At 60.4% G+C, this 12,640-nt stretch carries 9 protein-coding genes; 4 read left to right on the forward strand and 5 right to left on the reverse strand.

Annotated features, from left to right (window positions below; genetic code table 11):
* Positions 1-126 precede the first annotated feature (126 nt).
* A complete protein-coding gene (locus tag WG899_RS19145; RefSeq protein ID WP_339597260.1) occupies positions 127-747 on the forward strand; it encodes a response regulator in 621 nt (206 codons plus the stop codon).
* On the opposite strand, the gene WG899_RS19150 is transcribed toward WG899_RS19145, so the two are convergent.
* The 3 genes from WG899_RS19150 to WG899_RS19160 are packed head-to-tail and all read right to left on the reverse strand — an operon-like array spanning position 744 to position 4,089.
* Positions 744-3,335, reverse strand: a complete 2,592-nt coding sequence (locus WG899_RS19150; protein ID WP_339597261.1) for a response regulator — start codon at positions 3,333-3,335, stop codon at positions 744-746. The genes WG899_RS19145 and WG899_RS19150 overlap by 4 nt on opposite strands.
* Before the next feature lie 11 nt (positions 3,336-3,346).
* Positions 3,347-3,847: an EAL domain-containing protein gene (locus tag WG899_RS19155; protein ID WP_339597262.1), complete on the reverse strand. Its 501-nt coding sequence runs from the start codon at positions 3,845-3,847 to the stop codon at positions 3,347-3,349.
* Positions 3,844-4,089, reverse strand: coding sequence for a response regulator (locus WG899_RS19160; RefSeq protein WP_339597263.1), 246 nt, complete (start codon positions 4,087-4,089; stop codon positions 3,844-3,846). The genes WG899_RS19155 and WG899_RS19160 overlap by 4 nt, the downstream gene beginning before the upstream one ends.
* 122 nt (positions 4,090-4,211) lie before the next feature.
* Here WG899_RS19160 and WG899_RS19165 point away from each other — a divergent pair, with 122 nt between their 5' ends.
* Positions 4,212-4,685 (forward strand): MCP four helix bundle domain-containing protein, encoded by a 474-nt coding sequence (locus tag WG899_RS19165; protein WP_339597264.1) that lies wholly within the window; start codon positions 4,212-4,214, stop codon positions 4,683-4,685.
* A 261-nt stretch (positions 4,686-4,946) separates the two neighbouring features.
* On the opposite strand, the gene WG899_RS19170 is transcribed toward WG899_RS19165, so the two are convergent.
* A complete protein-coding gene (locus WG899_RS19170) occupies positions 4,947-5,945 on the reverse strand; it encodes an MBL fold metallo-hydrolase (protein ID WP_339597265.1) in 999 nt (332 codons plus the stop codon).
* Positions 5,946-6,068: 123 nt separating this feature from the next.
* Here WG899_RS19170 and WG899_RS19175 point away from each other — a divergent pair, with 123 nt between their 5' ends.
* Entirely contained in the window at positions 6,069-6,989 is a 921-nt protein-coding gene (locus tag WG899_RS19175; RefSeq protein ID WP_339597266.1) for a LysR family transcriptional regulator, read from the forward strand.
* Between the two features lie 486 nt (positions 6,990-7,475).
* Entirely contained in the window at positions 7,476-9,329 is a 1,854-nt protein-coding gene (locus WG899_RS19180; RefSeq protein ID WP_339597267.1) for an EAL domain-containing protein, read from the forward strand.
* A gap of 448 nt (positions 9,330-9,777) precedes the next feature.
* Here the strand turns inward: WG899_RS19180 and WG899_RS19185 are convergent, their stop codons facing one another.
* Positions 9,778-12,459 (reverse strand): sensor histidine kinase, encoded by a 2,682-nt coding sequence (locus WG899_RS19185; protein WP_339597268.1) that lies wholly within the window; start codon positions 12,457-12,459, stop codon positions 9,778-9,780.
* Positions 12,460-12,640 lie beyond the last annotated feature (181 nt).

Genomic DNA, 12,640 nt, shown 5'->3' on the forward strand with positions numbered 1-12,640 from the left:
TCAAATCACTCAAATCCGCCAATAAATTTAAATCAATCAAATCGCGCCAATAGTGAATATTTATCGAGCAAAATTCGCACAACAAGCTAAACTTTTGACCACTTAGATCGTTTTGACCGTTTAGACATGAGCGCGCGCCCCACGTCCTACACCACCGCCGATGCCGCCAAGCGCCTGGGGATTTCTCCGGCCAGCGTGCAGCGCTGGGTCGATGCGGGTCACTTGAAGGCCTGGAAGACCCTGGGCGGACACCGTCGGATTGACGCCGCCAGCGTCGAGCTACTGCTGACTAAACCGGGCTCAGTGGGGCCTGGCAGCGAGCCCGAGTCACTACCTACCCTCGCCTCTGCGCCTGCCGCAAAAACCTTGACCTTGCTGCTGGTCGATGACGATGACATAGCCCGTGAGTTGCTGGAGATGCAGGTACGCATGCTCTTGCCCAAAGCCCATGTCTTGCTGGCCGAAAATGGCTTTCAGGCCCTGCTGGCGGTGGGGCGCAGCGCGCCCGACGTGGTGATCACCGATATGGTGATGCCGCATATGAACGGCATCGAGATGGTCCGGGAACTGCAAGCAATGGCGGCCCCACCCTTGATCATTGCGGTGTCGAGCCAGACCCGCGAGAACCTAGCCCGCCTGGGCGGCCTGCCCGAGCAATTGAAGCTGCTGGCCAAGCCGGTCGATCAGGCGCTGCTGGCCGAGGCCTTGGCACCGCTCAGATCCAGCCCTGAAGCTCAGCAAACTTAAGCCTCGCCGATTGCCGCCCGCAGCGCCCGCTCAAGCGCCGTGAGTTGCTGTTCGAACACTTGCAGGAAGGCCGGCCAGTCGCTGGCATCCTCTTGCTGCAATCGATCCTCCAACTCACGCGCCGCCTGCGACAAACCGTCCGCCCCGATGATGGCGGCAGTGGAGATGGCGGTGTGGGCGATCCGGGCGGCGGTGCTGCGTTGGTCGGCAGCCATGGCAGCCCGGATCTCGACGCCATCGTGCAGGCGGGTGGCCAGAAATTTGCGCAAAAATTTGTCGCGCAAGTCGCCAAGGCCTTGGCAATGCAGCAAGGCCTTGTCCAGGTCCAGCACCGCCAAGCTGGGCGACGTTGTCATGCCGGCAGAGTCCCCTTCAGGCTCCGGCAGCCATTTGGCCAAGGTCGCAAACAGCTCCCGTGAAGCCACTGGTTTGCTGATGTAGTCGTTCATGCCGGCGGCCGTGCAGCGGGAGCGATCATCGCTCATCGCCTGGGCCGTCATAGCGATGACGGGCAGTCCAGCCAGCGCCGGGTCTTTGCGTATCGCCTGCGTCGCCTGCAGCCCGTCCATGACCGGCATCTGCACATCCATCAAGACCACATCAAAGCTCTGCGCACGCAGCAGGTCGAGCGCCTCCTGGCCGTTATGGGCAATCTGCACCTGCATGCCACCGAGGTCTTGCAGCAAGGCGCACGCCAATTCCTGGTTCATGTCATTGTCTTCGACCAGCAAAACCCGCTGTCCCTTGATGCGCGCCAGAACCGAGTCATTGAGCGGGTCGAGTCCGCCGGGGCGATGGGTCTCGCGATCGCCTTGAACGCCCGATTCCGTCCCAAATGCAGCATCCAGCGCAGCGGCCAAACTCGCTTCGGAAACCGGCTTGGCCAAACAGCCGGCCAAGTTCAGCGCCTGCGCCGCAGGTAGCAAGGCATTGGCGTCATAAGCTGTTACCAAGATGATCTGTGCTGGCTTCAGCAAACCCTGCGCCAGTATCCGTTCGGCCGCCTGCAGGCCATCGATCTCGGGCATGCGCCAGTCCAGCAATACCAGATCAAAGGGTTCACCCGCTGCCTGGGCGCTTTGCAAGGCGGCAATGCCGCCGAGGGCGCTGCTGGCGAGCGTCGGCCGATAGCCCATGGTAGTTAGCAGGCCTTGCAAAATCTCGCGAGAATTGGCGCTGTCGTCGATGACCAGCAGCCGCCAATTGCGCAGATTGCGCAGCCCTTCATCGGGCACCGGCTTGGCCAAGGCATCCTCAACCAGGCCGAAGCGCAGCGTGAACGCAAACTCGCTGCCGCTGCCGATGCGGCTCTTGACGCCGATGCTGCCGCCCATCATCTCTACCAGCTGCTTACTAATGGCCAGGCCCAAGCCGGTGCCGCCGAATTTGCGCGTTATCGAACTGTCGGCCTGCTGAAAGGGTTTGAACAAACTGGCCACCTGCTGCGCGCTCATACCAATGCCGGTGTCGCGCACGGCGAAGCGCAATGTCACATGCTCGTCAGACAGTTGCTCGGCCGACACTGTCAGCACTACGATCTCGCCGTTATCACTGAACTTGACCGCATTGCCGCACAAATTGATCAAGACCTGAGACAGTCGTAGCGGGTCACCGAGCAACCGATGAGGCACTGTCGGATGGGTGTTGAATAAAAGCTCCAAGCCCTTTTCTTGCGCCTTCAGTCCAATCACGGCGGCGACCCGGTCAAACATCTGCTGCAAGGAAAACTCGGTGCATTCCAGCCGCATCTGACCAGCTTCTATCTTGGAGAAATCAAGGATGTCATTGACGATGTTCAGCAAGGCGTCAGCAGCGAGCTTGACGTTGCCGAGGTAGCGTTGCTGCTTGGCACTGGGCGCGGTGTTGCGCAGCGTTAACTCGGTCATGCCAACGATGGCATTCATCGGTGTGCGAATTTCATGACTCATATTGGCCAAAAATTCGCTCTTGGCTTGGGTCGCACTTCGGGCGGCGTCACGCGCCTGCGCCAGCTCCGCGGTGCGCCGGCTGACACGCGCCTCCAATTCGGCGTTCAGTTGTAGGAGCTCCCACTCGCTTTGGCGGGCCTGCGCTTCGGCCTCCATGCATCGCCTGATCTGCGCGTAAGCACGCAGTGCCACCGACAAACTGGTGACCAGCCGTGCGTGGCCGAATTCGGCCTTGGTGCGGTAGTCGTTGATGTCGTAAGCGTTGAAGACATCCAGCTCAGGCGCGTAGCCCGGCTGGCCGGTGCGCAAGATGATGCGGCACACGTCCATGCCGCAGGTCTCGCGGATAAAGGTCACCAGCTCAAGACCTGAGCTTTCATGCTCCATGACCACGTCGAGCAAGGCCACCGCGAAGTCCCGGTCCTGTGCCAAAAGCCCGCGCGTCTCGGCAGCCGAAGAGCAGTGGATCAACTCAAGGGGGCGGCCGAGAATCTCGACCTTTCGCAAAGCGAACTCGGTCGCGCGGTGCACTTCGGCATCATCGTCCACAACCAAGATGCGCCAACCGGCCTGGCGCGATTCCTTTACAGCGTCAGGCTGGATCAGACTGCTGACGGATTCGTCGCCGAACAAGGGGGATGCGTCAAACTGGCTCGTCATCGCGTCAATCCTCAGTTCTGTTCAGTGCCGACCGCCGCCAACGGCCCCATCAAAATGGGCCGCAACTCGGCGGGCGGCGCCCGATGCGGTTTCACGTAGGCAAAGCTAGAGTAGCCGGCGCCAAAGTCATCGACACTGATGCTAACGTCCAAAGCACGCAGTTCATGCAGGGCCTCGGAACAGCCGTCCGGATCGGTCATCAGGTAGCTTTCCGTCAGCTCCAGCTTGGCTGGCGGAAGCGCAGACTCGGCGCACGCCAGCGCACCCAACTCCAACAACCAGGCGCGATTGATCAGGCCGGTCTGCGAATGGAAATGGGCCATGCGCACCAAGGCCAACTCGGCCTGCTTGTGTATGTCAATGTCTTGCCAATGGACCATCCAACAGTCGCCGCCGGGCAAGACCAGACTGGCCAGATCAAGCTGCAGCCAGACCGGCGCGCCGCCGCTCTGCAACCAGCGCAGCTCAAAGCGCGCCCGCTCCACCGTCGCCGTGTCGCTGTTAGCGCTCATAAACAGCCCCGGGACCCTTCGGCGCAACTGCAACTGGCGGGCGGTCTCGATGCCGTCGATCTGCCTTGAATCATGTTGTCCATCAGCACCAGTTCAGGCACTTGCGCGACTGCGGCCAGCAGCGCCTGCTCGCCGGTGATGACGGTGTCAACGATCACATAGCCATAGCTCTTCAGGCGCATCGCCAGTTCCAGCGCGACGACGGCCTCGTCTTCAACCAAGAGGATGCGAGCTGGATTCATGGAGTTCCAATTAGGCAGCGTCCAAATGCTACCCGTTTCGAATCGCTTGCGGGGAATGGGAAACAAGGCTGGCAAGCTGCACAAATTTGGGTAAAAGCAGGCACTTGACCATGAGGGCCGGCATGAACTCCAACTGGCATCGCAACTTGAGCATCCGCAGCAAGTTGCTGGCGGGTTTTGGCATCATCATCCTGGCCCTGGCTGGGCTTTGGTGGGAGGCCGATGCGAGCTTGCGGCAGATGAAAGCCGGGGCCGTCGAGTTGGAGCTTGAGCGCTACCCCAAGGCCGCGCAGTCGAACGACCTGATCAAGGCCGCCTTGATCGCCTCGCAAAGCGTGCGCGATGTGGCCTTCAGCAATAACGAGGCCAAGAACCGCGGAAACCTCAACCTCAACCTCATCCGCAAGAACCGCAGCGAGTTGCAGGCCTTGTTGATCCGCTTCGACAACAACCAGAACGCCGACGAGCGGCCTTCTTCAAGCGCGGGGGTACCGTGCTGGCGATGTCGCCCTACCCGGCCGGCACAACCGCTGGCTTTGCCAGCGTGGTCCCCAAGGCGCTGGTCTTCAGCGAGAGGAGGTTCATGGGCAAGGTGAGTACGGAGCGAAGTGGCCAGGACTTTCTCAGCTCAAGGCGTTTTGCGCCATCGGACGAATGTCCTAGTTTCAATGCACTCGCTTGGGCGCGGCACCGTAGCTGCGCGATGCGCAAGGTTTCAGGATCAGCGCCAAGGTGCTTCAGTATTTCTCGGATTTCAGGGCCATCGGTGATAGCTGGCGAGGTGCGGTTTCGCTGGAAAGGTCGCGGCCTGGATTGCCAAGCCTTGCTGGCAGGCCAGCGTTGTGGCCGCATCGGTCTCAAAGATGGGCCTGGTGCCCGAGTCGAATTTTCAGCTTTGGGTGGCGGGCTGCCAGGGCTTTCAGCGACTGCAGGCTTTGAAGATTGAGCGTTTGATCGCCGGTATAACTGCCAGGTTCAACGCCATGCTGCCAGCCCCATTCGGTGTGCGAGGTGTCGCCGACCAGTAGCACCGGGCCATCCACAGTGCGGGCCAGATATGCGGTACTGCCAGGTGTGTGACCGGGCACATGGAGGGCAAACAGCGAGCCGTCGCCGAACACATCGACCACGCTGCTCAGCGAGGCCGCCGCGACGCCGGTCGGCGCCGTGAATTCCCATTCGCGCAAGCTTATTTTGGTCGGCATCAAACCATCGCTGGCGCCGCGCACAAACATGTTCTGGAACGAGCTGTGGCTGGATTCGCCCTTGCCTACGTAGACCGGGACGCTGGCTGGAATGGCGGGCATGCCGGCGATATGGTCGATATGCATATGGGTCAGGAACACGCCCCTCAAAGAGCCGGGCAATTGCTGCACGATTTGCTCGGTCGACTGCTTGATTTCGATTTTGTCCAGCGGCATGAATTGGCGGATCATCCAGTTGACGCCATAGCTGGACGGGTCGGCCAGCAGCCGGCTCGAAACGCCGGTGTCGACAAGAAAGCTGCCCTGGCTGGGATGCTGCAAGACATGGGCGTAAATTTGAATTGCCTCCGACCGGTCTTGCAATTGCGCAGCTTGCGCGGCCGCCGACTTCAGATTGAGCAAGCCGCTGAGCGGCACTTGCCAGTCGGCACTGTTGATGCTTTGCAGCGTCAAGGGGCCGGGCTGATCCATCAAGGCTTCCAACTGGGCCAGATCGGCTCTCTGCCCCAGCGGCGCTGCCGACTCGGGCTTGTGGGAACTCAGGCTGCAAGCCTGCAGCGCAAGAGCCAAGCAAAGAGCCAAACTCGAAGTCAAAGGGCGCAGCAGCGCTTGCGCTGCAGAACAGGATTTGGAGAAAGAGTTACTGGGCATGGTGGGGCGGAGGAGGACAGTGAGCTCATCGTAGCCATTCATATACTGCCGGTAAATCCGCCTTGAATCGATAGATCCATCCATATTCAGATAGGGCGATCGAGCGGAGTAGAGGAATTTCAGATGCAGCCGAGCTGGGAAGATTTGCGATTGTTCTTGGCCGTGTATGAGGCCGGCAGCCTGAGTGCGGCAGCGCGGGCTGTCGGTCTGGGGCAGGCCACTTTGAGCCGGCGTATGGCTGACCTGGAAGCCGCCTTGGGTGAGCCGCTGTTTCTGCGCGGCGCGCAGGGTGTGCGCCTGACTGAGCTGGGCCAACGCCTGCTGCCTTCGGCCCAGCGCATGGCCGAATGGGCGACCGAGGCAAGCTTGAGCCTGAGCGCCCCGGTCGACAGACCTGCAGGCAAGGTGCGCATCACCGCTCCGCCCGGGCTGGCTCAAAGCTTTCTGGCCCCCTTTGCCGCGCGCCTGCAGCGCGAATATCCGGAGCTGCAGTTGGAAGTCCTGGCGGTTGAAAACGTGCTTAATCTGGCGCGCGGCGAGGCGGACCTGGCCATGCGCGTGATGGCGCCCGCCGACCCCGAGCTGATATGCCTGGACCAGATTTCTGGGCCCGTGCGGGTGTTTGCCGCCGCCGACTACGCCGATACCTTGAAGCTGCCTTGCGGCCTGGCCGACTTGCGCTGGATCAGCTGGGCAGCTCCGTTTGAGGGTTTCCGCATGCATCAGGCCTTGGTCGACGCCATTCCCGGCTTCAAGCCCTGCTTCAGCTCGGACGACTACAACGTCTTGCATGCGGCCTGTCTGGCCGGCGTGGGCGCGCTACTGATGGCGGACGTTCGACATCGCTATTCGCAGCTCGACGGCTTGGTCGACCTGGGGCTGGATCTTGGCCCTGATGCTGTGGGCACGATGTATCTGGTCTGCCACCGCCGCCAGCGCCAATTGCCCAAGGTGCAGGCCGTCATCAAAGCGCTGCGCGAGGAGTTGGCCTGGGCTAGGCAAAGCAGCTCAATTGCCGCCACCGCACGGGCGCAATCGTCGTAGCCAAATCCTGTGCCGCCGGACCACGGTGTTAGTGGCCGTTTTGATCAAGCCCTAACACCCAAACTCGTTGCCTTGTGTTTGATGATTGGCTGACCCTGAGTGGGCTGCGTCTGATTGCGGAGGCCGCTTGCAAGCGCCCTGTGCAGGAACGCAACCTTGTTCGAGGTCAGTTGTCGAGGCCAGAGGCTTGCGCCCCTTAGCGCGGTTATGGTCGAATGATCCGATGTCTCGGGCCGTGCTGCTGGTACTACTGATGCTGGGCGGCGGAGCCCATGGGCAATCCTTGACGATTTTTGCCAACCCAATGCCCAGCCTGATCAGCAAACCCACCGATGGCCAAAACAATGTGAGGCCTGTTGCCGAAATGTGGCCTCTGGTGAGGGCGATCCCCTGGAACTTGCGATGAAACCATCCACGGATTCCTTAGAGGCTGACACCGCCAGTGGCCCCTCATTACGTCGGCTCGAGCCCGCGATGAGCTTGAGCATGAGCGATCGATTGATCGATCGGATGGTATTGATAGCAAGCGCGACCGCCGCACTTTCCGCTGCGGCCTTGTTTCACGCCCGGGTCTATCCAGTTTCGATGGCGGTCGACGCCTTGGCCGCGCTACTGCTGGTCTTGCTGTGGCTTGTTCGGCATCGAATTCCTTCGGGGCGTCGCCTGGCGTGCCTAGCCCTAAGTGGCATATTGGTAGCTGCGCCGGCGATTATCTTTAACCCGTACGCGCCAGACGGCTACCTGTTGGTGGCTGCGGTGATGGCCTTGTCGTTCACCAATTGGAGCGGCCCGCGTGCCTTGGCCTTACCGATAGCCTGCGTGTTGTTACTTGCGGCGATGGCGGTCGCAGTCAGCCTCGGCTGGATCCAAGTGACCACGGATGCGCCTAATTTTGCCGCTCGACCGCAAGCTTGGGTCATCGTTTGCCTGACATTGGTGGTGCTTGGAACTGCAATGGGCGGAGCGATTTTCGAGTTGAAGCACCGGCTTTTGAGTCAGATTGAACTCCTTGAGTCCGGCAATCGCAAGCTCTTCCGCTTCGCTTATCAGGACGCAGTCACAGGTTTGTGGAACGGTGAATTTCTGAGCCGGGAGCTCGAGCGGCACCGTGCCTCGTGCCAAGTGCACCAGCTGATGGTGATTGAACTCACGGGGCTGCGTGAGCTGAGTGCTCTGAATGGACCGCGGCGGGTGGACCAGCTTTGGCGCGACGGTGTCGAGCTTTTGCGCAAGAACCTCTCCGCCAAATCGTTGCTGCTTTGCCGCCTATCCGGTGATCAGCTGGCAGTGTGGTCGCCCGAGGTGGAACCACACCGTCTGGTCGAGGCCAGCCAATCCTTCATGGCACATGCACGGACCGAACTGTCATTAGACCGGCTGGGCATCCAGTTCCATGCGGCCTTGGTGAGTTTTCCGGTGCACGGCGCCGAGCTGGACGCCTTGCGACGCAGCGCTCAGGTGGCCTTGAGGCGCGCGGTTGTTCAAGGTCCGGGGGCTTGCGTGGCCTTTGCGGACGAGATGGCGCAGCAATTAAGTGATGAACAACTGCTGAGGGATCGGGTGCGCTTGGCCTTGGATCAAAACGGTTTCTACGCCGTTTATCAGGCCAAAGTCGATCGTGAGCATCAGCAGGTCGTCGGCTTCGAAGGACTTGCGCGTATGCGTCCATTGGGTGATGAGCAGGTTCCCGGACCCGGGACTTTCATTGGCGTGCTTCATGCCGAGGGTTGGATGACCCAGTTCGGTGAGCGTATGTTGCAGCTCATCCTGCAAGACCTGCCGGCCTTGTGTGATCGCTATGGAGTCGACATTCAGGTCGCTGCCAACGTCTCACCTGCCTTGTTTCTTTCCCCTAGCTTTCCCGATCTGCTGCAGCGCCTACTGCTTGAAAGTGGCGTGAAAGCCAGCAATCTCATCGTTGAGATCACCGAGGAAGTTTTCGTTGGTGATCTTCAGCGTCTGCGTCTGGCCTGTGGGGCGTTGCGGGACATGGGGGTCCAGGTCTCGCTGGACGATTTCGGCAGCGGCTTCTCCTCACTGAGCTACCTGCGCGAGGTGCACTTCGATGAGATAAAAATCGACCGTTCCTTCGTCCAGCGGATTGAGACGGATCGGCGCAGCCAACTGGTCTTGTCGACCCTGTGCGAACTCGGCCGCGACTTCGACTGTCGGGTCGTCATCGAAGGGGTGGAGACGGCTGGCCAAGTCGAGAGCATCAGCGAGCTCCAGGGCGTATTCCTGCAAGGTTTCTACTTCGCTCGGCCGCAGCCGCTGGACCAGCTATTGGGGTCACCGACACTGCCGAACGCTGACGCCTTGAAGGCTACTCCGGCTGCCTGAGCAGAGATTTATCTCGAGGCCCAACATAAGTTGATGAATTGGCGGTTTTTGTTCCGTTGGACCTCAGCGCAATGCAGTGCCGTCCTTAACACCCCTTGTTTCATCCCATCCGCTTTGAGTTCCTGGGCCGGCCGAACCCTTTGTCGGCATTGCGCGGAGGTATTGATCACGGCCTTGATCGCGGGTATTAGCGTCTGGCGACTCGGAAGCTCAAGGCCGCAGCCAATGATTTGGCCACCATCGAGATGGACCGCAGCACTTTGGCGACTCGCTTCGTACCTCGGCCGCCTATTGGTCAGCGACGCAGTCTATGTCATGTCCTTGCAGGCCAACATGGAGACCACCTCCAAGCTGATCGGAGAGACTCAAAAGCAGTTGGAGCCCTTGATTACAGATGCCAAAGGTAAGGACTTGCTGGCCGCGATCCTCAGAGCATTTTCCAATCGGTCTAAATTTCGTGCGGCTGCGATTCCACGTAACAGGGCAGGTGCATGTCAAAACGGCAACCACGTCCCGGCTCGCTGCTGACGTCAATGCTGCCGCCTAAGACGCTGGTGACGAGGTTGTAGACGATATAGAGGCCCAGGCCGCTGCCGCCCTGGCCAAAGCGGGTCGTATAAAAGGGCTCGAAAAGATGTCGCAGTGCGGCCGGCGCTATGCCACAACCGTTGTCGGCATAAGTGATGGAGACGGCCGTTCCCTGTGCTCTTGCTTGAATGGTGATGCAGCCTTCGGCCTGAGCCTCAAAGCCATGCTTGACGGAATTCGTCAGCAGATGGCTGAGGATTTGTTCCAGCGGCCCGGGGAAACTGTGCAGATGAATGCCTGGATCGATATCGATCTGAACCTGCACCTGGCCCAGCAGAAGGCTGCTGCTCAGCATCGAAAGGGTGTCATTGACCAGTTCATGCAAGGCAAATTCACGCCGATGCGTGCTGCTTTGATCCACGGCGATTTGCTTGAAATCGGCCACCAATTTGGCCGCGCGCTTGGCGTTGCGCTCGATCAGCAGGCTGGCATCATGCAACTGGTCCAGGCGCACCTGGACCTCGGCACGGCGCAGGTGGCCGCCCAGCAACTCTTGGCCAAAGCTCTTGCTGGCGTCTGCAATTGTCGTGGCGACGGTCAGCACATTGCCCAGCGGTGTGTTCAGTTCATGCGCCACACCGGCGACCAAACTACCCAGCGCGCTCATTTTGTCGGCCTGCAACAGTTGTTCCATGGCCAATTCAAGCTCATGGCTGCGCGCCTCAACGCGGGCCTCTAACTGTTGATTCAGCGCAAGCAGGCTTTCTTGCGTGCGTTTGAGTGCCGTCACATCAATCACGGTTTCAATCGCCCCGATCACCTGCCCCTGTTCGTCCCGCAAGGGCGCCGCGCAAAGGCGCAGCCATAGTTCGGCACGTTCACCTTGCGCCGGAATATGGGACTCTCCTTCCAAGGCCCCGTCAACGTCGGCACTTCGGCGCAGCTGATCTCCATACAAGGGCGTCAGGTCTTCGACATCCAGGCCGTCCACCACCGCATCAACCAGGCAAGGCCGTGCCGAAGGGTAGATGCCGCGCCAAGTCTCATGACTGCCGATGATGTCTTTTGCCTCGACCCCAGTCAGTCGCGCCATCTGCTCATTCCAGAAGCTCACCCGGTGTCCTGCATCAATGACAAATACCGCCACCGGCAGGTTCTGATAAATCTGTTTGACTTGATGCTGGAAGGCCTGAGCCTGGGTCTCCAGTTGCTTGCGGTCGGAGATATCGCGTACCGTGGAAATGATGCGTTCGCCCTCGGGTAGTTTGAACGAGGTCAGCGACACATCGGCCCAAAAATAGCTGCCATCTTTGCGGCGCGAACGCCATTCAAAAAACTGCGGTCCTTCGGTTCTGGCCTTGTCGATTCGCTCGACCACCATGGCTCCGGTGTAGAGGTTGGCCTCGTCGCTGAGTTGCGACGCGCTGAGCAAAAACGCCTCTGCCGGGCTATAGCCGTAGAGGCTGCAAAAACGCGGATTGACATCGATGATGGCCAGGCTCTTGCCGTCGCGCACCAAAATGGCGTCGCTGCTACCGTTGAACAGCGCCAGATAGTTTTGAGTGCTTTGCCGCAGCGCCTGCTCCGACCGGTGGCGCAGCCGAATTCCGTTGATCAAGAGCGCAATGATGGCCAGCAAGCTGCCAAACAGGCTGATCAACCAGCCCAGATAGGGACGCAGATCGGCCCACCAATCGGCTGGGCGATGCAGCACCACGGCTTTGCTGGGCAAGGCAGCCTCATCAATGCCCCAGCGGCGCAGTTGTTGATGCTCGAATGTTGGCACGCCCGGGCCGGCCAACATCGGCAGTTCATCGGCACGTTTGCCCTGCAAGACTTGCACAGCAAGGCGACCCAGACCCTCGCCTTGCTGGCGACCCGTGACCAAGAAGCCACCCAGCACATCCGGCCGCATACTGACGTCGCGTGTGACCGTCAACGGGGCCCTTGCTGCTGCCGCCCAGAGCTCGCTGGCCTCCTCGTGGCTGATGACGCGGCCCAACGCATCGAGATTGAAGGGCAGGGCCAACACAAGATCGGTGTCACTTAAGGCCTGCAGACGGGTCTGCACCTCCTGTACCGACATTCGCGTCAGCTGCTCGACTTGCAAGCCGGGGTGCTGGGCCAAGACAGGCGCAAGGCTGGCCACTTGGGCCAGACTGGTGCGGCTTTGGTCATGCACGATCACAACCCGCTTGGTGCGCGGCAGCAGTTGCAACATCAAGGCGAGGTTTTGGCTATCGTCGGCGTCATCGAATACACCGCTGATATTGCCTTCATCCTGCAGGCTTGCCCGGCGGCTGCCAGAAACGCCGGAGAACAAGATAGGCACGGCCGGGAAATGGCGGGCCCGCATGCGCAAGGCAAAGTCCAGAGCATCATCATCGGTGGCCAACAGCAGGCGTGGCGGCGTGCGGCCGTACTTGGTCAGCAGCAGATCTTCGACTTGTTGTTGATAGGCGGGCAGCGGCTGCACATTCTTGGTATCAAGAAAGTCCAGACTCAAATTGAGGGGCCGGTCATAGCGGGCCAGTTCGCTGCGCAAGCCGGCGATTTGCGCGTCGCTCCAGGCCATGCCGGCGTGGTAGGACACCAGCAGCATGACTCTCGTGGCTGGCGCTGACTCGCGCTCAGCCGAGGTCTGAGTCGGCTTGATTTGCGGCAGCTGTTGGGCAGCTTGCGCCCCAGCCGTGGCTGCGCAAACGAGCCAAAAGACAAGCAGCAAAGCCTTCAGCGTGGCCCCCAAAAAGCCAGAAAACCGGGCCAATGAAGCTGGGCTAGCG

The organism is Paucibacter hankyongi, from assembly GCF_037482915.1.
Classification (GTDB): Bacteria; Pseudomonadota; Gammaproteobacteria; order Burkholderiales; family Burkholderiaceae_C; genus Paucibacter_A; species Paucibacter_A hankyongi.

What these genes read in the sequence shown, in the direction of transcription:
- WG899_RS19145 (WP_339597260.1), top strand. Translation starts at nt 127, where the DNA reads ATGAGCGCGCGCCCCACGTCCTACACCACCGCCGATGCCGCCAAGCGC.
- WG899_RS19150 (WP_339597261.1), bottom strand. Translation starts at nt 3,335, where the DNA reads ATGACGAGCCAGTTTGACGCATCCCCCTTGTTCGGCGACGAATCCGTC.
- WG899_RS19155 (WP_339597262.1), bottom strand. Translation starts at nt 3,847, where the DNA reads ATGAGCGCTAACAGCGACACGGCGACGGTGGAGCGGGCGCGCTTTGAG.
- WG899_RS19160 (WP_339597263.1), bottom strand. Translation starts at nt 4,089, where the DNA reads ATGAATCCAGCTCGCATCCTCTTGGTTGAAGACGAGGCCGTCGTCGCG.
- WG899_RS19165 (WP_339597264.1), top strand. Translation starts at nt 4,212, where the DNA reads ATGAACTCCAACTGGCATCGCAACTTGAGCATCCGCAGCAAGTTGCTG.
- WG899_RS19170 (WP_339597265.1), bottom strand. Translation starts at nt 5,945, where the DNA reads ATGCCCAGTAACTCTTTCTCCAAATCCTGTTCTGCAGCGCAAGCGCTG.
- WG899_RS19175 (WP_339597266.1), top strand. Translation starts at nt 6,069, where the DNA reads ATGCAGCCGAGCTGGGAAGATTTGCGATTGTTCTTGGCCGTGTATGAG.
- WG899_RS19180 (WP_339597267.1), top strand. Translation starts at nt 7,476, where the DNA reads ATGAGCGATCGATTGATCGATCGGATGGTATTGATAGCAAGCGCGACC.
- WG899_RS19185 (WP_339597268.1), bottom strand. Translation starts at nt 12,459, where the DNA reads ATGCTGCTGGTGTCCTACCACGCCGGCATGGCCTGGAGCGACGCGCAA.